The 22,683-nt window shown below is 73.3% G+C and carries 11 protein-coding genes; 1 reads left to right on the plus strand and 10 read right to left on the minus strand.

Annotation, left to right across the window (positions count from 1 at the left end; translation table 11 throughout):
• Positions 1-77 precede the first annotated feature (77 nt).
• The 6 genes from ABZ495_RS13205 to ABZ495_RS13230 form a co-directional block, all read right to left on the minus strand.
• Positions 78-1,292 (minus strand): acetate kinase, encoded by a 1,215-nt coding sequence (locus ABZ495_RS13205; RefSeq protein WP_359803100.1) that lies wholly within the window; start codon positions 1,290-1,292, stop codon positions 78-80.
• Positions 1,289-3,460, minus strand: coding sequence for a phosphate acetyltransferase (pta, locus tag ABZ495_RS13210; protein ID WP_359803098.1), 2,172 nt, complete (start codon positions 3,458-3,460; stop codon positions 1,289-1,291). The genes ABZ495_RS13205 and pta overlap by 4 nt, the downstream gene beginning before the upstream one ends.
• A gap of 232 nt (positions 3,461-3,692) precedes the next feature.
• Positions 3,693-6,242, minus strand: a complete 2,550-nt coding sequence (gene glgB / locus ABZ495_RS13215) for a 1,4-alpha-glucan branching protein GlgB (protein WP_359835726.1) — start codon at positions 6,240-6,242, stop codon at positions 3,693-3,695.
• A gap of 94 nt (positions 6,243-6,336) precedes the next feature.
• Positions 6,337-7,824 (minus strand): phosphotransferase, encoded by a 1,488-nt coding sequence (locus ABZ495_RS13220; RefSeq protein WP_359835727.1) that lies wholly within the window; start codon positions 7,822-7,824, stop codon positions 6,337-6,339.
• A 239-nt stretch (positions 7,825-8,063) separates the two neighbouring features.
• Complete coding sequence (gene treS / locus ABZ495_RS13225) at positions 8,064-9,788, minus strand: maltose alpha-D-glucosyltransferase (protein ID WP_329489659.1); 1,725 nt, start codon at positions 9,786-9,788, stop codon at positions 8,064-8,066.
• Positions 9,785-11,740: an alpha-1,4-glucan--maltose-1-phosphate maltosyltransferase gene (locus ABZ495_RS13230; RefSeq protein WP_359803312.1), complete on the minus strand. Its 1,956-nt coding sequence runs from the start codon at positions 11,738-11,740 to the stop codon at positions 9,785-9,787. Before ABZ495_RS13230 ends, treS begins: the two co-directional genes overlap by 4 nt.
• A 1,098-nt stretch (positions 11,741-12,838) precedes the next feature.
• Between ABZ495_RS13230 and glgP the strand changes: the two genes are divergently transcribed.
• Positions 12,839-15,550, plus strand: a complete 2,712-nt coding sequence (gene glgP / locus ABZ495_RS13235) for an alpha-glucan family phosphorylase (RefSeq protein WP_359803090.1) — start codon at positions 12,839-12,841, stop codon at positions 15,548-15,550.
• Between the two features lie 58 nt (positions 15,551-15,608).
• Here glgP and ABZ495_RS13240 read toward each other — a convergent pair whose 3' ends face one another.
• The 4 genes from ABZ495_RS13240 to glgX all read right to left on the minus strand — a co-directional run bounded on the left by ABZ495_RS13240 (position 15,609) and on the right by glgX (position 22,505).
• Entirely contained in the window at positions 15,609-16,361 is a 753-nt protein-coding gene (locus tag ABZ495_RS13240; protein ID WP_359803088.1) for a class I SAM-dependent methyltransferase, read from the minus strand.
• 128 nt (positions 16,362-16,489) lie between these two features.
• A complete protein-coding gene (locus ABZ495_RS13245) occupies positions 16,490-18,367 on the minus strand; it encodes an ABC transporter ATP-binding protein (RefSeq protein ID WP_359835729.1) in 1,878 nt (625 codons plus the stop codon).
• Positions 18,364-20,199: an ABC transporter ATP-binding protein gene (locus tag ABZ495_RS13250; protein WP_359803084.1), complete on the minus strand. Its 1,836-nt coding sequence runs from the start codon at positions 20,197-20,199 to the stop codon at positions 18,364-18,366. Before ABZ495_RS13250 ends, ABZ495_RS13245 begins: the two co-directional genes overlap by 4 nt.
• Positions 20,200-20,300: 101 nt before the next feature.
• Positions 20,301-22,505 (minus strand): glycogen debranching protein GlgX, encoded by a 2,205-nt coding sequence (gene glgX, locus ABZ495_RS13255; protein ID WP_359803082.1) that lies wholly within the window; start codon positions 22,503-22,505, stop codon positions 20,301-20,303.
• Positions 22,506-22,683 lie beyond the last annotated feature (178 nt).

A 22,683-nucleotide genomic window follows, 5' to 3' on the forward strand; every position in this document is an offset into this window, starting at 1 on the left:
TTCGTGTTATAGGTGCATTCGGCACGAAACGTGAGGAATCGTCGACGAAGGATCCCGAGGGGCGAGACGACGACGGCTCAGCCCCCGGACCGCCGGTGCACCAGGGCGAAGGCCTGACGCGCGATCTCCAGTTCCTCGTCGGTGGGGACCACGGCGACCGCGACCCGGCCGTACGCGGGCGAGATGATCCGGGCCTCGCCGGAGCGGACCGAGTTCAGCTCGGGGTCCACCGCGATGCCCAGCTCCTCCAGGCCGGCGGTGGCCGCGGCCCGCACCGGAGCCGCATTCTCGCCGACCCCGGCCGTGAACGCGATCGCGTCCACCCGGCCGAGCACCGCGTAGTAGCCGCCGATGTACTTGCGCAGCCGGTGGACGTAGGCCCGGAACGCCAGCTCGGCGTCGGCGTCCCCGCCCTCGGCCCGCCGCATGATCTCGCGCATGTCGTTGTCGCCGCACAGCCCCAGCAGGCCGCTGCGGCGGTTCAGCAGGTCGTCGATCTCGTCGATCGAGAGACCGCCGACCCGGTGCAGGTGGAACACCACGCCCGCGTCGATATCACCCGAACGAGTGCCCATCACCAGGCCCTCCAGGGGGGTCAGCCCCATCGAGGTGTCCACGCAGCGGCCCCCGGAGACGGCCGAGGCGGAGGCGCCGTTGCCCAGGTGCAGGACGATCACGTTCACCTCGGCCGGGTCCTTGCCGAGCAGCCGGGCGGTGGCCCGGGAGACGTACTGGTGCGAGGTGCCGTGGAAGCCGTAGCGGCGCACCCGGTGCTCGTCCGCGACGGCCTTGTCCACCGCGTACCGGGCCGCGTACTCGGGCATCGAGGCGTGGAAGGCGGTGTCGAAGACGGCGACCTGCGGCAGGTCCGGGCGCAGCGCCCGGGCCACCTCGATGCCGGTGATGTTGGCCGGGTTGTGCAGCGGGGCGACCGGGATCAGCCGGCGGATCTCGGTCAGCACCTCCTCGGTGATCACCGTCGGTTCGGTGAACCGCAGCCCGCCGTGGACCACCCGGTGGCCGATCGCGGCGAGCTCGGGGGAGTCCAGCCCGGTGCCGTCGGCGGCCAGCTCCTCGGCGACGGCCTTCAGGGCGGCGCAGTGGTCGGGGAAGACCTGGAGCGCCTCGCGCCGCTCGCCGGAGCGCGGGGCGTGCACCAGCCGGCCGTTCGCCTCGCCGATCCGCTCGACCAGGCCGGAGGCCAGCCGGGCGCCGTCCAGCATGTCGATCAGCTGGTACTTGACCGACGAGGAGCCGGCGTTCAGGACCAGGACGCGGGTGCCTTCACTCATGCCCGGACTCCTTCGGTGCGGTCCTGCGAGGGGGTGGCCGGGCCCTGCGGCCCGCCGTGCTCCTGCGACTGGATGGCGGTGATCGCGACGGTGTTGACGATGTCCTCGACCAGTGCGCCGCGCGAGAGGTCGTTGACGGGCTTGCGCAGCCCCTGGAGGACCGGGCCGACCGCCACCGCGCCGGCCGAGCGCTGGACCGCCTTGTAGGTGTTGTTGCCGGTGTTGAGGTCCGGGAAGATCAGCACGGTCGCCCGGCCTGCCACCGGCGAGCCGGGCAGCTTGGTGGCCGCGACATGGGCGTCCACCGCCGCGTCGTACTGGATCGGGCCCTCGACCAGGATGTCCGGGCGCAGCGCGCGGACCAGCTCGGTCGCCTTGCGGACCTTGTCGACGTCGGCGCCGGAGCCGGAGGTGCCGGTGGAGTAGGAGAGCATCGCGACCCGGGGCTCCACGCCGAACTGGGCGGCGGTGGCGGCGGACTGGATGGCGATGTCGGCCAGCTGCTGGGCGTCCGGGTCGGGATTGACCGCGCAGTCGCCGTAGACCAGCACCTTGTCGGCGAGGCACATGAAGAAGACCGAGGAGACGATCGCGGCGCCCGGCGCGGTCTTGATCACCTCGAAGGCGGGCCGGATGGTGGCGGCGGTGGAGTGCACCGCGCCGGAGACCATGCCGTCGGCGATGCCCTCCTGGACCATCAGGGTGCCGAAGTAGCTGACGTCCGTGACGACGTCCAGCGCCAGCTCCACGGTCATGCCCTTGTGGGCGCGCAGCCGGGCGTACAGCTCGGCGAACTGGCGGCGCAGCGGGCTGGTCGCCGGGTCGACGATCCGGACCTGGGCGCGGTCGGCCGCCGGGTCCTCCTGCGGGAGGTCGATGCCGAGGGCGGCGGCCTTGCGGCGGACGGTGTCGGGGTCGCCGAGGAGGGTGAGGTCGCAGATGTTGCGGCGGAGCAGCACCTCGGCGGCGCGCAGCACCCGTTCCTCGGCGCCCTCCGGGAGGACCACGTGCCGGCGGGCGCCCCGGGCCCGCTCCAGCAGCGCGTGCTCGAACATCATCGGGGTGACCCGCTCGGACCGGCCGACCTCGATCCGGTTGGTCAACTCGGCCGTGTCCACGTGGAGTTCGAAGAGGCCCAGGGCGATCTCGGCCTTCCGCGGGCTGGCCGAGGTGAGCTTGCCCTCCAGATGGGTCAGGGCGGCGGCGGTGATCCAGCTGCCCTCGGGGACGACGGCGACCGGAGTGCCGGGGGCCAGCCGGGCGGCCAGCGCCATCACGTTCGGGCCGGGGTGCTGGCCGAGCGTCAGCAGCACGCCGGCGATCGGCGGGGCGCCGGCGGCGTGCGCGGCCAGCGAGCCGATCAGCAGGTCGGCGCGGTCTCCGGGGGTGACCACCAGGGCGCCCTCGGTCAGCGCGTCCAGGAAGGTCGGCAGCATGGCGCCGCCGAAGACGAAGCCGCGGACGTCCCGGGCCAGCCCGGCCGCGTCCCCGGTCAGGACCTCGGCGCCGGTGGCCTCGACCAGCTGGGCGACGGTCGGCGCGGCCAGCGCCGGCTCCTCGGGGATGACGTACGCGGGGATCGGCAGCTTCTCTCCGAGGGTGCGCTGGATCCGCTGCTTGGCGCCGGGCGCGACCCGGTTGGCGACCATCGCGAGGGTCTCGCAGCCGAGGTCGGTGTAGGCGCGGTGGGCGTTGCGGACCTCGGCGATCACCGCCGCCGGGTCCTCGGAGTGGCCGCCGACCACCGGTAGCACGGCGGCGCCGAACTCGTTGGCGAGGCGGGCGTTGAAGGCCAGCTCGTCGGGGATGTTGGTGTCCGCGAAGTCGGTGCCCAGCACCAGCACCGCCTGGCAGCGCCGCTCCAGCGCCCGGAACCGGTCGACGAGGGTGGAGACCAGCTCGTCCTGGCCCTGGGCGGCCTGCAGGGCGGCCGCCTCCTCGTAGGTGAGCCCGTACAGCTCGGCGGTGGGCAGGTCGACCCGGTAGCGGGTGCGCAGCAGCTCGACGACGTGGTCGGAGCCCCGCTCGCCGGGCGCGTGCGCGTGCACCAGCGGCCGGAACACCCCGACCCGGTCCACCTGGCGGGTGAGCAGTTCCATGACCCCGAGTTCGACGGCCTGCCGGCCGTCCCCTCGGTCGATCCCGGTCACGTACACGCTGCGCGCCACGTGGGTCTCTCCGTCCCGTCGTCTCAGAGGATGGTCATATCGACCATACCTTCGCACTGGGAACGGACGTCCGCGAGCAGAGGGCCCCGGCCGGGGCAAGGGACGAAGGTCACGTCCGGACGGGCCGGGGTCGGCCCGCGACGGGTTGGAGCCGCGGTAGCCCTCGGCCTCCGGCGGGGAGCCTGGGGCCGATCGGTGCCGGGCACGACGGCCCGGCACCGACCGGGCGTGCTCAGGCCGGACGGAGCCAGACGGTGGCGAGGGGCGGCAGGACGAGTTCGGCGCTGCGGGGCTGGTCGTTCCAGGGGACGGACTCGGTCTTCACCGGGTGGGAGTTGCCGACGCCGGCGCCGCCGTAGGTCTCGGCGTCGGTGTTCAGCACCTCCTCCCAGAGCTGCTCGCGGCCGTCGAGGGCGGGCAGGCCGACCCGGTGGCCGTGCCGCACGACGGGGGAGAAGTTGCAGACCGCGACGAGCGGGGAGCCGTCGGCGGCGTACCGGACGAAGGAGAGCAGGTTGTCCTCGGCCGCGCCGCCGTCCAGCCAGCGGAAGCCGTCCGGCGTGGTGTCCTGCTCCCAGAGCGCCGGGGCGTCGAGGTAGCGGCGGTTGAGGTCGCGGACCAGCCGGCGCATCCCGAGGTGCTCCCCGGCGGCCGGCCAGGACTGCTCGTCGAGCACCCACCACTGCGGGCCCTGTTCGTGGTCCCACTCCGACCCCTGGGCGAACTCCTGCCCCATGAAGAGGAGTTGCTTGCCCGGGTGGGCCCACATGAAGCCCAGGTAGGCGCGCTGGTTGGCGCGCTGCTGCCACCAGTCGCCGGGCATCTTGGAGACCAGCGCCTGCTTGCCGTGCACCACCTCGTCGTGCGAGATCGGCAGCACGTAGTTCTCGGAGTAGGCGTACACCATCGAGAAGGTGATCTCGTTGTGGTGGTACTTGCGGTGCACCGGCTCCTTGGACATGTAGACCAGCGAGTCGTGCATCCAACCCATGTTCCACTTCAGGCCGAAGCCCAGGCCGCCGCTGTCGGTGGGCCGGGTGACGCCCTCCCAGGCGGTCGACTCCTCGGCGATGGTGAGCACGCCGGGGCAGCGCCGGTAGACGGTGGCGTTCATCTCCTGGAGGAAGGCGGCCGCGTCCAGGTTCTCCCGGCCGCCGTACTGGTTGGGCGTCCAGGCGCCGCCCTCGCGGGAGTAGTCGAGGTAGAGCATCGAGGCGACGGCGTCGACCCGCAGGCCGTCGATGTGGAACTCCTCGCACCAGTACACCGCGTTGGCGACCAGGAAGTTGCGCACCTCGGTGCGGCCGTAGTCGAACTCCAGGGTGCCCCAGTCGGGGTGCTCCGCGCGCAGCGGGTCGGCCGGCTCGTACAGCGGCTCGCCGTCGAAGCGGGCGAGGGCGAAGTCGTCCTTGGGAAAGTGCGCGGGCACCCAGTCGACGATCACGCCGATGCCGTGCCGGTGCAGGGTGTCGACCAGGTGGCGGAAGTCGTCGGGGCTGCCGAGCCGGGCGGTGGGGGCGTAGTAGCCGGAGACCTGGTAGCCCCAGGAGCCGCCGAAGGGGTGTTCCATCACCGGCATGAACTCCACGTGGGTGAAGTTCAACTCCTTGAGGTAGCCGGGCAGTTCCTCGGCGATCGCCCGGTAGCTGGTGAGGTCGGGCCGCCAGGACGGCAGGTGCAGCTCGTAGACCGACATCGGCGCCCGGTGGTGCGCGGCGCGGGCCCGGCGCTCCATCCACTCGTCGTCCTGCCAGCGGTAGGAGGAGGAGGTGACGACCGAGGCGGTGCCCGGCGGGCACTGCGCGGCCCGGGCCAGCGGGTCGGCCTTGTCGAGCACCCAGCCCTGCCGGGTGTGGATCTCGTACTTGTACTGGGTGCCCTCGGCCAGGCCCGGGACGAACAGCTCCCAGACGCCGGAGGAGCCGAGCGAGCGCATCGGGTGCGCGGTGCCGTCCCAGTGGTTGAAGTCCCCGATCAGCCGAACGCCCGCCGCGTTCGGCGCCCAGACCGCGAAGGCGGTGCCGGGCACCCCGTCGACGGTGCGCACGTGCGAGCCGAGCGCCCGCCAGAGCTGCTCGTGCCGGCCCTCGGAGATCAGGTGCAGGTCCAGCTCGCCGAGGGTGGGCGCGATGCGGTAGCCGTCGTGCTGGCTGAGCGGCTCGCTGCCGGGGTAGCTGACCAGCAGCCGGTAGTCGGGCACCTCGGTGCCGGCCAGCAGGCCGGTGAAGAGGCCGCTCTGCTGGTGGGTGAGCTCGGCGGGGCCGTGCGCGGTCTCCACCACCACCCGCTCGGCGAACGGGCGCAGCACCCGGATCGCGGTGCCGCCGTGCACCGGGTGGGCGCCGAGCAGGCCGTGCGGGTCGTGGTGCATGCCGCCGACCAGCCGGTCCACCTCGCTCGGCGGCAGCGGTGCCTCGGGCAGCCGCAGCGCCCCGGGCGGGGCGGCCGGTCCGTCGGGGAGGCCCTCCGGGGTGGCGACGGGGGCGACGGGGGCGACGGGGGCGGCAGGGGCGGCAGCGGCGGCGGGGGTTCCGTCGGGGGCGCTCCCCGCGGCGTCTGCGGCCGCGTCGCCGGCGGTGTTGCCGGCCGGGTCCGTGGCCGGGTCCGTAGCCGGGTCCGTGGCCGCGCGGGCGGCGGCGCCGTCCGGGCCGCCGTCGGGCGCCGGGCGGCGCGGTTCGGCCCGCCGGGCCGCCGAGGGCTCGCGCTGGGCGGAGTCCGGGCCCGCCAGGAAGGTGGCAGGCACGGTACGGGGGGTGCGGCCGGGCGGGTCGAGCGGCGTCACGGCGTGGTCCTCCTGCGGGATCGGGGTGGCCGGGGGCGTCGGTGGCGGGCGTTCTCGGGGGCGGGGGCGGGTGCGGAGCCGGTCTGGCGGGCCCTCAGACGGTCAGGGCCAGCCGGTTGATCGCGGCCAGCGGGATCGGCAGCCAGCCGGGCCGGTGGCGGGCCTCGTAGACCACCTCGTACACCGCCTTGTCGATCTCCAGGGCGCGCATCAGCTCGGGCGAGGCGGCCGGGTCGGTGCCGCCGCCGGCGGTGTAGCCGGCGCAGAAGGCGGTGCGGTTGCGCTGGGCCCAGGCGGCGGCGAGGTGGGCCAGCTCCGGGTCGGGCGGTGCGCCGGCCAGCAGGTGGGCGGCCGCGTAGTCGAAGGAGCGGAGCATCGCGGCGACGTCGCGCAGCGCGGTCTGCGGTTCGCGCCGCTCGGCGACGGACTTGGCCGGCTCGCCCTCGAAGTCCAGCAGCACCCAGCCGTGCGGGGTCCGCATGGCCTGTCCGAGGTGGAGGTCGCCGTGGATCCGCTGGACCGGCATGCCGTCCGGGTGGGCGTCGGCGAGCTGCTGGAAGGCGGCGCGCAGGGCGGACCGGTAGCGGAGCAGCCCGGGCACGGCGGCCACCGCGCTGTCCAGCCGGTCGGCCATCGCGGTCGCCAGCTGCCGGGTCTGGGTGCGGTCCAGCCGGGCGACCGGCATCGAGCGCGCCAGGACCCGGTGGACCTCGGCGGTGGCCCGGCCGAGCCGGTGCGCCTCGATCGCGAAGTTGCCGGGGGACGGGTCGCCCTTGAGCCGGCCGACCTGGTCCAGGGCCAGCTCCCAGCCGTCCTCGGCCTCCGGCAGGTAGCGCTGGAGCAGGCCGAGAGTGGCCGGTTCCGCGCGCTCCAGCCGGCTCTCGAACCAGGCCGCGACCCGGGGGATCCGGGTGGAGCCGGCCCGCGAGAGCGCCAGCGACAGCTCCAGGTCGGGGTTGGTGCCGGGGTGGATGCGGCGGAAGAGCTTGAGGATGTACGCGGTGCCGTAGATGACCGAGCTGTTGGACTGCTCCGCGGTGGAGGCGCGACCGGGCAGGTTGGTGGGCAGCCCGGAGCCGGGGGTGCGGCGGAACGACAGCGAGCCGAACCGGTCGCCGGTGGCCAGGTGCTCCAGCAGCCGCCCGGTCAGCTCGGGATCGTGCACCGCGTCGTAGAGCGCCGCGCCGTCGTACGGGCCCTGGCTGAGCCGTCCCAGGACGGCGCTCGGCTCGATGTCGGCCGTCCCCGCGGAGCGGATGCCGAGCAGCAGCTGGTAGATGTCCCCGTGCGGTGCGCCCGCGGTGGTGGCGTGCTCGACCCGCAGCAGCAGGTGCAGCAGGGCCGGGTCGCCGACCTGGAGCGGGGTGCCGACCACGGGGGTGAGGCCGGTGATGGGCCGTCCCTTGCCGGCGTACCAGCGCTGGGTGGGGAGCCACTCGGCGATCAGGGGCAGGGCCGCCTGGACGAGTTCGCTGACCCCCAGAGCGGTTCTCCGGGCCGCGGCGCCGCGGGAGCCCACCGGCGCGGGGCCGGTGGGGGTGTCGCGGTGCAGATCGGCTTGAGAACGGGAGGTTTCGGACATGACTCCCTTTCCCCGGAAGCGGGCGGACTGCCCGACGGGTCTGGCCGGGTCCGTCAGTCTTCCGGATTTCGGCGGCGCGGCGGCGACGGCACGCGAGCGGTGCTCAGGTGTCACGCCTTCGTGTAAGTGGCCGTTGGGCTGTTCTCCGTACGCGGTGGTGCAGAGACCTCCGGGGGCGCGGGGTGTTCAACTCTCGCGCCCCCGGAGGGTTTGGTGGAACGGGTGCTCCTGACGGATCGTTACTTCGATCGCCTGGCGCTGCTGAGGCGCGGGGGCTGCCGGAGCTGGAACCAGTAGAAGCCGTGCCCGGCGAGGGTGAGCAGGTACGGCCACTCACCGATCGAGGGGAAGCGCACCCCGCCGATCAGCTCGACCGGGTACCGCCCTCCGAACTGCCGCAGGTCGAGTTCGGTCGGCTGCGCGAACCGCGAGAAGTTGTTCACGCACATGACCAGGTCGCCCTCGTGCTCCCGCACGAAGGCCAGTACCGCGGGATTGCTGGAGGGCAGCTCGGTGTAGGTGCCGAGGCCGAACGCCGAGTTGAGCTTGCGGATCTCGATCATGCGACGCGTCCAGTGCAGCAGTGAACTCGAACTGCTCTGCTGCGCCTCGACGTTGGTCACCTGGTAGCCGTACACCGGATCCATGATGGGCGGCAGACTGAGCCTGCCCGGGTCGGCGGACGAGAAACCCGCGTTGCGGTCCGGGGTCCACTGCATCGGCGTGCGCACGCCGTCCCGGTCGCCCAGCCAGATGTTGTCGCCCATGCCGATCTCGTCCCCGTAGTAGAGCACCGGGGAGCCCGGCAGGGAGAGCAGCAGGGCGGTGAACAGTTCGATCTGGTTGCGGTCGTTCTCCAGCAGCGGGGCGAGCCGGCGGCGGATGCCCACGTTGGCGCGCATCCGGGGGTCCTTGGCGTACTCCGCGTACATGTAGTCGCGCTCCTCGTCGGTGACCATCTCCAGGGTCAGCTCGTCGTGGTTGCGCAGGAAGATGCCCCACTGGCAGCCGTGCGGGATCCGCGGGGTCTTGGCGAGGATCTCCGACACCGGGTAGCGGGACTCCCGGCGGACCGCCATGAAGATGCGCGGCATCACCGGGAAGTGGAACGCCATGTGGCACTCGTCGCCGCCGGAGGCGAAGTCGCCGAAGTAGTCGACGACATCCTCCGGCCACTGGTTGGCCTCGGCGAGCAGCACGGTGTCGGGGTAGTCGGCGTCGATCTCCTTGCGGACCCGCTGGAGGAACTCGTGCGTCTCCGGCAGGTTCTCGCAGTTGGTGCCCTCGCGGGCGAACAGGTACGGCACGGCGTCCAGCCGGAAGCCGTCGATGCCGAGGTCGAGCCAGAACCGCAGCCCGGCGATCATCTCGTCCTGGACGCGGGGGTTGTCGTAGTTGAGGTCCGGCTGGTGGGAGAAGAACCGATGCCAGAAGTACTGCTTGCGCACCGGGTCGTAGGTCCAGTTGGAGGTCTCGGTGTCGACGAAGATGATCCGGGCGTCCGGGTACTGCTTGTCGTCGTCGGCCCACATGTAGAAGTCGCCGTACGGGCCGTCCGGGTCCTCCCGGGAGGCCTGGAACCAGGGGTGCTGGTCGCTGGTGTGGTTCATCACGAAGTCGATGACCACGCGCATGCCGCGCAGGTGCGCGGCGTCGACGAACTCCATGAAGTCGGCGAGGTCGCCGAACTCCGGCAGGACCGACTTGTAGTCCGCGACGTCGTACCCGCCGTCGCGCAGCGGCGAGGCGAAGAACGGCGGCAGCCAGAGGCAGTCGACCCCGAGCCACTGGAGGTAGTCGAGCTTGGACGTGAGCCCCCTGAGGTCCCCGATCCCGTCGCCGTTGCTGTCCTGGAAGGACCGCACCAGCACCTCGTAGAAGACCGCACGTTTGAACCACTCGGGGTCCAGGTTCTTCTTCGAGGTCTCGGGGAAGGTGTCGGGGACGGGCTCGTTCACTGTCACGCTGGGTTCCTCCGAACCGTGAGGAGGTGAGCCGGCTCGGCTGAGGGATCGAGCCGGACGTAGTTGTGCCGGCCCCAGGTGTAGGCGGCGCCGGTGAGCTCGTCGTGCACCGCGAACGGGCCGTCCCCGTCGAGGGTGACGGTGGCCTCCTGGGCGTGGTGCGGGTCGAGGTTGACGACCGTGATGACGTGGTCGGTCAGGCCCTCGGTCGTGGTGGCGGTCTTGGAGAAGGCGAGTACCTGGTCGTTGTCGGTCGGGTGGAAGCGCAGGCCGCGCAGCTGCTGGAGCGAGGGGTGCCGCCGGCGCAGCCGGTTCAGCACGGTGAGCAGCGGGGCCAGGGAGTCGGTGCGGGTCCAGTCGCGGGGTCGCAGTTCGTACTTCTCGGAGTGCAGGTACTCCTCCGAGCCCGGGTGGGCCGGCTCGTTCTCGTACAGCTCGAAGCCGGCGTAGACGCCGTAGCTGGGGGAGAGGGTGGCGGCCAGTACGGCACGGATCGCGAACGCTGCCCGGCCGCCGGTCTGCAGGTACTCGTGCAGGATGTCCGGGGTGTTGGCGAAGAAGTTGGGCCGCATGTAGGAGGCGGCGTCGCCGGCGAGCTCGGAGAGGTATTCGGTGAGCTCCTGTTTGGTGGTGCGCCAGGTGAAGTACGTGTACGACTGGTGGAAGCCGATCTTCCCGAGGGTGTGCATCATCGCCGGCCGGGTGAAGGCCTCGGCCAGGAAGACCACGTCCGGATCGGTGCGGGCGATGTCGGCGAGCACCTTCTCCCAGAACAGCACCGGCTTGGTGTGCGGGTTGTCGACCCGGAAGATCCGCACGCCGTGGCTCATCCAGAACCGCAGGACCCGGAGGGTTTCCTTGACGATTCCGTCCATGTCCTGATCGAAGTTGATCGGATAAATGTCCTGGTACTTCTTCGGGGGGTTCTCGGCATAGGCGATGGTGCCGTCGGCGCGGTGGCTGAACCACTCCGGGTGCTTGTTGACCCAGGGGTGGTCCGGCGAGCACTGCAGCGCGAAGTCCAGGGCCACCTCCAGGTGCAGCGCCGCCGCCTCGGCGACGAAGTGGTCGAAGTCCTCGATGGTGCCGAGGTCCGGGTGGACGGCGTCGTGGCCGCCCTCCGGCGAGCCGATCGCCCAGGGTGAGCCGACGTCGTGCGGACCGGCCGTCAGGCTGTTGTCCGGCCCCTTGCGGAAGGCTCGCCCGATCGGGTGGACCGGCGGCAGGTAGACCACGTCGAAGCCCATCGCGGCGACGGCGGGCAGCCGCTCGGCGGCGGTGCGCAGGGTGCCCGAGCGCGGCGGCTCGACGCCGGAGGGGTCGACCACCGCGCCCTCCGAGCGGGGGAAGAACTCGTACCAGGAGCCGTACAGCGCGCGCTCGCGGTCCACCTGGAGCGGCAGCGGGCGGGAGGCGCTCACCAGTTCGCGCAGCGGGTAGCGGGCCAGCAGGTCGAGCACCTCGGGCGCGAGCGCCGCGGCCAGCCGGGACAGCGGCGGCAGACCGGCGTCGCGCAGGGCGTCCACCGCGGCCAGGATGTGCGCCCGGCCCTCCTTCTTCGGCACGCCGCCCGCGGCCCGCTCCAGCAGCAGCGCGCCCTCCTCCAGCACCAGCGCGGTGTCGATCCCGGCGGGCAGCTTCACCGCGGCCACCTTGCGCCAGGTGGCCAGCGGGTCGCTCCACGCCTCCACCAGGTAGGACCAGCGGCCGGGCGCGGTCGGAGTGACCTGCGCGCCCCAGCGGTCGGTGCCCTCGGCGAGTTCGCGCATCGGCGTCCACGGGCCGCTGCGGCCGCGCGGGTCGCGCAGGACGACGTTGGCGTTCACCGCGTCGTGGCCCTCGCGGAACACGGTGGCGGTGACCGCGAAGGTCTCGCCGACCACCGCCTTGGCCGGGCGACGGCCGGCGTCGACGAGGGGGCTGACGTCCAGGACGGGGATGCGGCCGATCACGGTGTCGCTCTCTGTCGTCTTGCGGGCGGCTGGCTTGCGGGCTGGGCTCTTGGCGGCGGTCTTGGCGACCGGCTTGGCGGCGGGTCCGGTCGCGGACCCGCCGGCGGCCGTGGTGCGGGCGGGTGCCCGCCGGGGCGCCGGGCCGGCCTTCGCGGCGGCGCCCGTTCCGGAGCCGGCGATCGTCCCGGTGCCGGCGGTGGTGACCTCGGTGCCGGTGGCGGCGGTGCGGCGCGTGGTGGTGCGCCTGCGGGGCGCCGCCGGCCGGCTCTCCTCGGTCCCGGGTTGTCGGGCCGGTTCGGACGGCTGCTCCGGACGGTCGGCCGCGGCGCCCCGGGGTCCCGGCATCGCCGCGTCTGTCCGAGTGTCAGAATCCATCCGTCCGGCGGATTCCGCGACCGCTGCGTCGTGGCTTTCGGCCACCGGTGTGGACTGGTCCCGCGTGTCGCCGTGCATGCCAAACTCCTGCCCGAGATCGGCGGCAGCTCCCGCGGGCCGGGCCGGCCGGGGGGAGTACCGGGAGGACTGCTGGGTGGGGAGGACGTGCGACCGGAAGCCTGCCCGCGCCGCCGTCCCCGGCAACCTGCCCCGCTCCCGCCGAGCCCCTGGCGGGGCGCCCGAGAGCCCGCGCGCGTCCCGGCGCACGCCTCTCGGGGCACGCCCCTGGGCGACCCAACCCACCCGTGAACGAGCAGGCCGAGTCCCAGGACACGCGGCGGCGCGCGGTGAGCGCCGAATGGGCTAAGGAGGTTGGGAATCGATCAACGCGAAAAGGATTCGGACGTGCTGCTTCAAGGAGGGCGCCACCCGTCGCCGCACTCCCCGCAGCATCCACGACCTTGGTTCATAGTCGCACCGGCGACCGGACTTTTGCAGCGGTACGACAGTAGTTTCGGGCTTTGTCCGGGGCGGCTCCGCCGGTGGAAATGGATCTGTTCCGCAATGTTCACGCATTGGTAGCGCGATCCGACGGAACGTGCGCCGCGCGCGCCCCCTCTGCAGCCCAATGCGCCGAATGCGATCTCATCAATAGCCCGAACGGAGGCTCAATAGCCCACTTGACGCACCCTCATGACAGCCGCCGGGGCTACGCTTCACGCCGTGAAGGCAATCCGCAGATTCACCGTCCGCACTGTCCTGCCCGAACAACTCCAGCCGTTGCACGAGCTGGCCCTCAACCTGCGCTGGTCCTGGCATCCCGAGACCAGGGACCTCTTCCGGTCCGTGGACCCGGAGGTCTGGGCGGCCACGGGGGAGGACCCGGTGCGCCTGCTGGGCGAGGTCCCGGCCGCGCGGCTCGCCGCGCTGGCCACCGACCGCCGGTTCCTGCGCAGACTCGGCGACCTCGCCGACGACCTGCGGGAGTACCTGGCCGGACCGCGCTGGTACCAGGCCGCCCAGCACGGCCTCGACCAACCGGTCGCCGATGCCGCGCAGCCCACCGCCATCGCCTACTTCTCGCCCGAGTACGGCATCGCCGCGGCGCTGCCCCAGTACTCCGGCGGCCTCGGCATCCTGGCCGGCGACCACCTCAAGGCGGCCAGCGACCTCGGCGTGCCGATCATCGGCGTCGGGCTGTTCTACCGGCACGGCTACTTCCGGCAGTCCCTCAACCGGGACGGCTGGCAGCAGGAGCGCTACCCGCTCCTCGACCCGGACGAACTCGCCGTCACGCTGCTCCGGGAGAGTGACGGCACCCCCTGCCGGATCGACCTCGCGCTGCCCGGCGGCCGCACCCTCGCCGCGCACGTCTGGCGGGCCCAGGTCGGGCGGGTGCCGCTGCTGCTGCTCGACTCCGACATCGAGGCCAACTCGGCCGCCGAGCGCGACGTCACCGACCGCCTGTACGGCGGCGGCAGCGAGCACCGGCTGCTCCAGGAGATGCTGCTCGGCATCGGCGGCGTCCGTGCGGTGCGCGCCTACTGCCGGCTCACCGGCCACCCCGCGCCCGAGGTCTTCCACACCAACGAGGGCCACGCCGGCTTCCTGGGGATCGAGCGGATCCGCGAGCTGATCACCGACGGTCCGGCCGAGCCCGGTCTGGACTTCGCCGCCGCCCTGGAGGCCGTCCGGGCCGGTACCCTGTTCACCACCCACACGCCCGTCCCGGCCGGCATCGACCGCTTCGACCGGGACCTGGTCGCCCGCCACTTCGGCGGCGACGCGGCACTGCCCGGCGTCCCGGCTGACCAGGTGCTCGCGCTCGGCGCCGAGACCTGGCGCGGCGGGGACCCGAAGCTGTTCAACATGGCGGCGATGGGCCTGCGGCTCGCCCAGCGCGCCAACGGCGTCTCGACCCTGCACGGCGAGGTCAGCCGGTCCATGTTCAACGGACTCTGGCCGGGATTCGACGCCGCGGACGTCCCGATCACCTCGGTGACCAACGGCGTCCACGCGGCGACCTGGATCGACCCGGCGGTCGTCCGGCTCGGCGCCGCCGAGATCGGCGCCGACCGCGCCGAGGACGCCATGACCACCGGGGACGCCAAGCGCTGGACGGGCCTGGAGCGGATCGGCAACAGCGAGATCTGGGAGCTGCGCCGCAGCCTGCGCGCCCAGCTCGTCGACGAGGCCCGCCACCGGCTGCGCGCCTCCTGGCGCCAGCGCGGCGCCGGCGAGGCCGAGCTCGGCTGGGTCTCCTCGGTGCTCGACCCGGACGTGCTCACCATCGGGTTCGCCCGCCGGGTGCCCTCCTACAAGCGGCTCACCCTGATGCTGCGCGACCAGGAGCGGCTGCGCGCCCTGCTGCTGAGCCCGACCAGGCCGGTGCAGATCGTGGTCGCCGGCAAGGCCCACCCGGCCGACGACGGCGGCAAGCGGCTGATCCAGCAGATGGTCGCCTTCGCCGACGACCCGGCCGTCCGGCACCGGATCGTCTTCCTGCCGGACTACGACATGGCGATGGCCCGCCACCTCTACCCGGGGTGCGACGTCTGGCTGAACAACCCGCTCCGCCCGCTGGAGGCCTGCGGCACCTCGGGGATGAAGGCCGCGCTGAACGGCTGCCTCAACCTGTCCGTCCTGGACGGCTGGTGGGACGAGTGGTACGACGGCCAGAACGGCTGGGCGATCCCCACCGCCGACGAGAGCGCCGGCGTCCTCGACCCGGAGAGCGGCGAGGCCGAGCGGCGGGACGACATCGAGGCCGCCGCACTGTACGACCTGATCGAGCACCAGGTGGCCGCCCGGTTCTACGACCGGGGCGCGGACGGGCTGCCGCACCGCTGGATCGCCATGGTCCGGCACACCCTGGTCACCCTCGGGCCCAAGGTGCTGGCGGGGCGGATGGTCCGCGAGTACGTCGAGCGGCTGTACACCCCGGCGGCGCTGGCCCAGCGGGAGCTGGCGGCGGCGGTGCCCGGCGGGCCGGTGACCGGCCCGTACGCGGGGGCCCGTGAGCTGGCCGGCTGGAAGGCCAAGGTCCGGGAGGCCTGGCCGGCCGTCCGGGTCGAGCACGTCGAGGCGGAGTGCCCGGACGAGGCGCAGGAGCTGGGCAGCTCGCTGGCGCTGCGGGTGCAGGTCGCGCTCGGCGCGCTGGAGCCCGGTGACGTGGAGGTGCAGGTGGTCTCCGGCCGGGTGGACGAGTCGGACGGCATCTCGGACGCCTGCCTGCTCGCCCTCAAGCCGGTCGGCGGGCCGGACCTCGACGGGCGCACCCGCTACGAGGGCTCGCTGGAGCTCTGCCGGACTGGCCCGTTCGGGTACACCGTCCGGGTGCTGCCGGCCCATCCGCGGCTGGCCTCGCCGGCCGAGCTGGGCCTGGTGGCGCTGCCGCCGGAATCCACCGGGATGGACGCGGGGCTGCTGCGCTGAACGGGTGGGGAGGGCCGGTCGGTCCGGCTCTCCCCACCCCGCCCGGCCGGGCGGGGGCCTAGCGGACGGCGGCGACCAGGGAGTCGGTGACGGAGCGCCAGGCCACCCCGGCCTCGCGGAACCCGGTCTCGACGAGCCGGGCGGTGTGCCAGTCGGCGGGGTGCACGGCGCCCTGGGCGTGCGAGCCGTAGAGCGCGTTGCGGGCGGTGACCTCCTCGGCGAGCAGCGGGTCGGCCGCGGCCGCCGCCCACCATCCGGCCCAGTCGAGCACGCCGTCGGCCCGCTCGCGTTCCTGGCGCCGCTGCTGGAAGGCCTCGTCGGCCGCGGTGAGCAGCGGGATCGTCGACTCGGGGGTGTGGTCGGCGTTGAGGAAGACGCCCCCGGGGCGGACCAGCTCGGCGAGGTCCCCGTACAGCCGGACGAGGTCGTCGGTGGGCAGCCAGTGCAGGGCGGTGGCGGTCACCACGGCGTCGAACGGGCCGGGCGGGAGCCGGGTGGCCCAGTCCGGGTCCTTGAGGTCGGCGGTCACCAGGGTGAACCGGGGCTCGTCGGCGAAGACGCCGCGGGCGATGGCCATCAGCGCTGGGTCCTGGTCGACGCCGACGCTGACCGCGCCGGGCAGCCGGGCGAGCAGTCGTTCGCTGATGCTGCCGGTGCCGCAGGCCAGGTCGAGGACGCGCGGCTCGGGGCCGGCGACCGCCTCGACGACGTCCAGCATGGCGCGGAACCGCTCCTCGCGGTCGGGCAGGTACCACTCCTGCTGGCGGTCCCAGCTGCGCTGCCAGTCCTGCCAGTGCGTCCGGTCGGTCACGTCCGCTCCCTAGGTCGTCGGCCTGCGGACCGGTGCGGCCCGGTGCGGCCCGGTCGGTCCCGGGGACGACTCTAGGCCCTTTCGGTAATGGATGAAAGGGCCTAGAGGCTATTACCCGCGCGGCGCGGTCAGACCAGGCTGTCCCGCCAGGCCTGATGCAGCTCGGCGAAGCGGCCGGAGCCGTCGATCAGCTCCTGCGGGGTGCCGTCCTCGACGATCCGGCCCTGGTCCATCACCAGGACGCGGTCGGCGATCTCGACGGTGGAGAGCCGGTGGGCGATGATCACGGCCGTCCGCCCGGCCAGCACGGTGCGCATCGCCCGCTGGACGGCCTGCTCGCCGGGCACGTCCAGCGAGCTGGTCGCCTCGTCCAGGATCAGCACCGCCGGGTCGGCCAGCAGGGCCCGGGCGAAGGCGACCAGCTGGCGCTGGCCGGCCGAGATCCGGCCGCCGCGCTTGCGCACGTCGGTGTCGAAGCCCTCCGGCAGCGCGGCGACGAACTCGTACGCGCCGATGTCCCGGGCGGCCTGCTCGACCTCCGCGCGGGAGGCACCCGGACGGCCGATCGCGATGTTCTCGGCGACGGTGCCGGAGAACAGGAACGACTCCTGCGTCACCATGACCACGCCGCGCCGCAGTTCCGGCGTGGCGAGGTCGCGCAGGTCCACCCCGTCGAGGCTGATCCGACCGCCGGTCGGGTCGTAGAAGCGGGCCAGCAGCTTGGCGACCGTCGACTTGCCCGCCCCGGTCGCCCCGACCACGGCCACGGTCTGGCCGGCCGGCAGCACCAGGTCGAACGCGGGCAGCACCTCCTTGCCGGAGCGGTAGCCGAAGGCGGTCTTCTCGAAGTGCACCTCGCGCCCCTTGGCCGCGGCGGTGGACCGCTGGGCCGGGAGCTCCTTCGGCTCGGCGGGCTCCGCGACGGTCGGCTCGTGGGCGAGCAGGCCGGCGATCTTCTCCAGGGCGGCGGCGGCCGACTGGTAGCTGTTCAGGAACATCGCGAGCTGGTCGATCGGGTCGAACAGGCGGCGCAGGTAGAGCACGAAACCGGTGAGCACACCGAGCTCCACCGCGCCGTCGGTGACCAGGAAGGCCCCGAGCAGCACCACACCGGCGCTCCAGACGTTCGCGGTGGCGCGGGAGAGGCCGACGTAGCGGGCGATCTCCAGCAGGCCGTCCGCCGTGGCGGCGGCCGACTGCCGGTTGACCACGGAGAACGCGGCGTCGTTGGCCCGCTCGCGGCGGAAGGCCTGGACGGGGCGGATGCCGTTCATGGTCTCGGTGAAGCGCACGATCAGCGAGGCGGCCGAGGTGCGCGAGCGGCGGTAGACCCGGCGGGAGCGGCTCCGGAACGAGCGGGCGATCAGGAACAGCGGGACGAACGAGGCCAGCGAGACCAGGCCCAGCCGCCAGTCCATCACCAGCAGCAGCACCGAGATGTAGAAGACCGAGAGGAAGACGGTCAGCAGCTCCTGGAGGCCCTCGGAGAGCAGCTCGCGCAGCGCGTCCACGTCGGAGGTGGCGCGGGAGATGATCCGGCCCGAGGTGTACCGCTCGTGGAAGTCCAGGCTGAGCCGCTGGGCGTGCCGGAAGATCCGGCCGCGCAGCTCCAGCAGGATGTCCTGGTTGATCCGGGCGCTGATCTTGATGAACGCCCACTGCAGCACGGTGCTGATCAGCGCGCAGGAGAGGTAGGCGGTGATCACCGCGACCAGCGGGCCGGCGTCGTGGTCGCGAAGTGCCGGGATGCCCCGGTCCATGGCGATCGCCACCAGCAGCGGACCGGACTGCAGTGCCGCCTGCTGGAGCAGGATCACCACCATCGCGACGGTGATCCGGGCCCGGTGCGGGCCGAGCAGCGCGCGCAGCAGCGCCCGGGGCGCGCCCGGCGGGACGGGGATGTCCTCCTCGTCGGCCGGGGGCGCGGGCAGCTCCTCCTCCGGCGCGGCCTTCGCCGCCTCCGTGGACTTCGCCGACTTCTCGGCGGGTTCGAGCGTGGTGGTCATCGGGCGGCGCCCCTCTCCGGTACCAGGGCGGCGTCGCCCGACATCAGTTCGCGGTAGCGCGCCGAGCTGCGCAGCAGCTCCTGGTGGGTGCCGACGGCCTCGATCCGGCCGTCCGAGAGCACCGCGACGCGGTCGGCGAGCAGCACGGTGCTCGGCCGGTGGGCCACCACCAGCGCGGTGGTGGAGCCGAGCACCTGCCGCAGGGCCCGCTCGACGAGCGCCTCGGTGTGCACGTCCAGCGCGGAGAGCGGGTCGTCCAGGACGAGGAAGGCCGGGGCGCCGACCACCGCGCGGGCCAGCGCCAGCCGCTGGCGCTGGCCGCCGGAGAGGCTGAGGCCCTGCTCGCCGACCTCCGTCCCGGCGCCGTCGGGCAGCTTCTCGACGAAGCCGGCCTGGGCGGTGGCCAGCGCGGCGGCGAGCTGCTCGGGGCCGGCGCCGGGCGCGCCCATCAGCACGTTCTCCCGGACGGTGGCGGAGAACAGGGTCGGCTCCTCGAAGGCGACCGAGACCAGCTCGCGCAGCCGCTCGCGGGACAGCTCGCGGATCGGGCGGCCGTCCAGCGTGATGGTGCCGGCGGTGGCGTCGTACAGCCGGGGGAGCAGCGCGGTGAGCGTGGTCTTGCCGCTGCCGGTGGCACCGACCAGGGCCATCGTCTCGCCGCTGCGGATGTGCAGGTCGATGCCCCGGAGCAGGTCGGGGGTGTCGGGCGGGGCGTCCGGGTAGCGGAAGCGGACGCCGGTGAGCCGGATGCCGTCGGGGGCGGCGCCCGGTGTCGTGGCCGTGGCCGTGGTGTCGGCGGCGTCGGCCGGGGCCGGCTCGGTGTCGTCGTCCGGCAGCGGCTCGTCCAGCACCTCGAAGAAGCGGTCGGCGGCGGTGGCGGCCTCGTTGGCGTAGGCGAGCAGCCAGCCCAGCGACTCGACCGGCCAGCGCAGCGCGAGCGCGGTGGAGAGGAAGGCGACCAGGGTGCCGGTGCTCAGCTCGTCGTGCGCCACCAGGTAGCAGCCGACCGCGAGGGCGCAGCCGAGGGCGAGCTCGGGCAGGCCGACGATGACCGCCCAGAGGTTGGCGAGCAGGCCGGCCTTGCGCAGCTCGGTCCGGCGCAGGTCGTGCGTCCGGGCCCGGAAGCGGTCGGCCATCGACCGGTGGCGGCCGAAGGCCTTGAGGATGCGGATGCCGAGGATGGACTCCTCGATGACGGTGGCGAGGTCGCCGTTCTGGTCCTGGGCGAGCCGGGCGGCGCCGGAGTAGCCGGCCTCGAACCTCCGGGTCAGCACCATCAGCGGGACGGCGGGCGCCAGCACGATCAGGGCCAGCCGCCAGTCCTGGGTGAACATCAGGGCGGTGCCCGCGAGGAAGGTCGCGGTGTTGACGATCAGGAAGACCAGCGGGAAGGCCAGGAACAGCCGCATGGTGTACATGTCGGAGGTCGCCCGGGAGAGCAACTGGCCGGAGCCCCAGCGGTCGTGGAAGGAGATCGGCAGCCGCTGCAGCCGGGCGAAGAGGTCGCCGCGCATCGCCGTCTCCACCCCGGCCAGGGGTTTGGCGAGGATGACCCGGCGGGCGTAGAACAGGGCCGCCTCGAAGAGCCCGAGCGCCAGGAGCAGGCCGATCAGCGGCCAGAGCGCGCCGACGTCGTGGTCGGTGATCGGTCCGTCGACGATTCGGCCGAGAACGATCGGGACGAGCAGCACGCTGAGCGCGGCGAACAGCGCGGCGGCGACCGAGGCGGTCAGCCGCCAGCGGATCGCGCGGGCGTAGGGCCACAGGCGCAGCAGCGAGCGGACCGTCGACCGGTGGGCGGACGTGGGGGCGGGGGCTTGGTTCTCGGCCATCGCCGTGAGCGTAGGTCGGGCCCGCGTCATTTCTCATCAGGTTTTTCGCACCTGTCGTCGAGAACCGGCCACCGGTGGCCGGGACGCGTGGGGTGCGGGGGTCAGCGAGGGGCGGGTGCGCGCAGCAGGCGCAGCGAGTGCCCGCCGAGCAGGGCGGTGTCCGGGGAGGGGAGCGGGCCGTTCTCCTCGCTCGCGGTGTCCAGCACCGTCTCGTACCGCGCGTCCGGCGCGGCCCAGGGTTCGCCGGGCAGCGTGAAGGCCACCGGGTCGGGGCCGGTGTTGAGCAGCAGCAGGAAGCTGTCGTCGCGCAACGGGCGTCCGTGCTGGTCGCGTTCGGACATCGCGGTGCCGGAGAGCAGCATCCCGAGGCAGGCCGTGGGGGCGAACCAGTCGGCCTCGGTCATCTCCTTGCCGCGCGGGGTGAACCAGGCCAGGTCCGGCTGGCCGCCGGGGGTGGCGGCCCGGCCGGAGAAGAACGCCCGCTGCCGCAGCACCGGGTGGGCGCGGCGCAGCCGGACGAGGCGGGCGGTGAGGTCGCGCAGCCCGGCCCAGTCGCGGTCCGCCAGCAGGGACCAGTCCAGCCAGCTGATCTCGTTGTCCTGGCAGTAGGCGTTGTTGTTGCCGCGCTGGGTGCGGCCGAACTCGTCCCCGGCGGTGATCATCGGGACGCCGGTGGAGAGCAGCAGGGTGGCCATCAGGTTGCGCAACTGGCGCAGGCGCAGGGCGTGGACGGCCGGATCGGCGGTCTCTCCCTCGGCGCCGTGGTTCCAGGACCGGTTGTCGTCGGTGCCGTCCCGGTTGGCCTCGCCGTTGGCCTCGTTGTGCTTGCGGTCGTAGGAGACCAGGTCGCGCAGGGTGAAGCCGTCGTGCGCGGTGACGAAGTTGACCGAGGCGTAGGGGCGCCGGCCGCCGCGCTGGTAGAGGTCGGAGGAGCCGGAGAGCCGGTAGCCGAGCTCGCGGACGTCCGGGCGGGCGCCGCGCCAGAAGTCCCGCACGGTGTCGCGGTACTTGTCGTTCCATTCGGCCCACAGCGGGGGGAAGCCGCCGACCTGGTAGCCGCCCGCGCCGACGTCCCAGGGCTCGGCGATCAGCTTGACCCGGCTCAGCACCGGGTCCTGGGAGACGGCGGCGAGGAAGGGGTGGTCCATCTCGACGCCGTCGCTGCCGCGGGCGAGCGCGGCGGCGAGGTCGAAGCGGAAGCCGTCCACGCCCATCTCGGTCACCCAGTACCGCAGCGAGTCGGTGATCAGCCGGATCACCTGCGGCCGCCGGGTGTCCAGGGTGTTGCCGCAGCCGGTGTAGTCGGCGTAGCCGCGCGGGCGGTTCAGCGGCAGCCGGTAGTACCCGGCGTTGTCGATGCCCCGCAGCGAGAGGGCGGGGCCCAGCTCGGCGCCCTCGGCGGTGTGGTTGTAGACCACGTCGAGGACGACCTCGATGCCGGCGGCGTGCAGCGCGCGCACCATCCGCTTGAACTCGCCCACCTGGCCGCCGCGGCTGCCGGAGGAGGAGTAGCCGGCGTGCGGGGCGAAGAAGCCGACGGTGTTGTACCCCCAGTAGTTGCCCAGGCCGCGGGCCTGGAGGTGGTCCTCGCTGGCGTACTGGTGCACCGGCAGCAGCTCGACGGCGGTGACGCCGAGCCCGGTGAGGTGGGCGATCGCGGCGGGGTGGGCGAGGCCCGCGTAGGTGCCGCGCAGCTCCGGCGGCACCTCGGGGTGGCGCATGGTGAAGCCGCGCACGTGCAGCTCGTACAGCACGGTCTCGGCCCAGTGGGTCTTCGGGCGGTGGTCGTCGTACCAGTCGTCGTCGTCGTGGACCACGACGGACCTGGGCACGTAGCGGGCCGAGTCGCGGTTGTCCCGGACGGTGTCGGCGACGTCGGCCTCGGGCCAGTTGCGGACGGCGGAGCAGACCGCGTCGTGGGAGGTGTAACAGCCGTCGACGGCCCGGGCGTACGGGTCGAGCAGCAGCTTGGCCGGGTTCCACCGGGCGCCGGTCCACGGGTCCCAGCGGCCGTGGACCCGGAAGCCGTACCGGGTGCCCGGGCGGACGCCGGGCAGGAAGCCGTGCCAGGTCTGGAAGTTCTGCTCGGTGAGGCGGTGTCTGCTCTCCTGGCCGTCCTCGTCGAAGAGGCAGAGGTCGACCGCCTCGGCGCCGGCCGCCCAGAGCGCGAAGTTGGTGCCCTGGCGGCCCTGGGCATCGGTGCGGAAGCGGGCGCCGAGCGGCTGCCAGCTGCCGGGCCACGGTGGCTCGGTGCCGGTACCGCCGCGCGGCCGCACTCCGGCTTCCAGCTCCTGCCCTGACGCCATGGCCCTACCCTCCCTGGGCGGGGTGTCCCGGACCCCGTTCACCTTCTCTTTCCCTGATCCTGCTGATCGGAAGCCGCTGAACGGTGGCTTACCGGCGGATGGCGGCCGGGGGCCGCGCGCCGCGGGGGCGGTTCGGGCACGCCGCCCGGGCCCGAACCGGGGCCACCACCGGGCCGCC

Source organism: Kitasatospora sp. NPDC005748 (assembly GCF_040630735.1).
In the GTDB taxonomy this organism is placed as follows: domain Bacteria; phylum Actinomycetota; class Actinomycetes; order Streptomycetales; family Streptomycetaceae; genus Kitasatospora.